At 68.9% G+C, this 874-nt stretch carries 1 protein-coding gene; it reads left to right on the forward strand.

Annotation, left to right across the window (positions count from 1 at the left end; translation table 11 throughout):
• The first annotated feature begins 26 nt into the window (after positions 1-26).
• Entirely contained in the window at positions 27-809 is a 783-nt protein-coding gene (locus tag ETD83_RS42040) for a transposase family protein (RefSeq protein ID WP_138650798.1), read from the forward strand.
• Positions 810-874 lie beyond the last annotated feature (65 nt).

Consider the following 874-nt stretch of genomic DNA (forward strand, 5'->3'; position numbering starts at 1 on the left):
AGGTCGTCTCTGGTCGATGATCTTGTGTGGGTCAGGTGATCACGGCGGCTCGGCAGGAGTGGATCGGCCCGTTCACCGGGCTGTCGCCACGGCAGTTCCGCAAGCTCGTAGGGGTGGTGGCCGAGCGGGGCGGTGCGCAGATCGCCGATGGGCGGCCGGGACGCCAGTGGGCGTTGCCGCTGGCCGACCGGGTGCTGCTGGTGGCGGTGTACTGGCGCACCAACCTGACCCTGCGGCAGGTCGGCCCACTGTTCGGCATCTCGCACGCCGCCGCGCATCGCGTCGTGGACACCCTCTCGGCGCTGCTGGCACTGGCCCCGGTCCGCCGCCGCGGCCCTGATGAGGTGTGCATCGTGGACGGCACGCTGGTGCCGTTGCGGGACCGCAGCCTGGCCGCACGCAGCAAGAACTATCGGTACTCGGCGAACGTGCAGATCGCCATCGACGCCAACACCCGCCTGGTCACCGCCGTCGGCGACCCGCTACCCGGCAACCGCAACGACTGCCAGGCCTACCGTGACTCAGGCATCGACCGAGCCCTGGCCGGCGGACATGTGATGGCCGATGGCGCCTACCAGGGAAACCCGGGTGTGATCATCCCCTACCGCAAGCCCCGCGACGGCAGCGAGTTGGAGGCCTGGCAGGAAGACCTCAACGCCGTGCACCGCAGCGTCCGCGCCCGTGTCGAGCACGCCCTGGCCCGAATGAAGAACTGGAAGATCCTGCGCGACCACCGCCGCAAAGCCCGCACCCTCCACGACACTGCGGCCGGGATCGCCTACCTGCACAACCTCGCCGCCACCGGCTGACACACACCAACCGGCGGCCAGTCGGCATCACCCATTTCATGGACGAGTTACGTGACAGCTTTTAG

This window comes from Actinomadura soli, from assembly GCF_005889715.1.
Lineage (GTDB): Bacteria > Actinomycetota > Actinomycetes > Streptosporangiales > Streptosporangiaceae > Spirillospora > Spirillospora soli.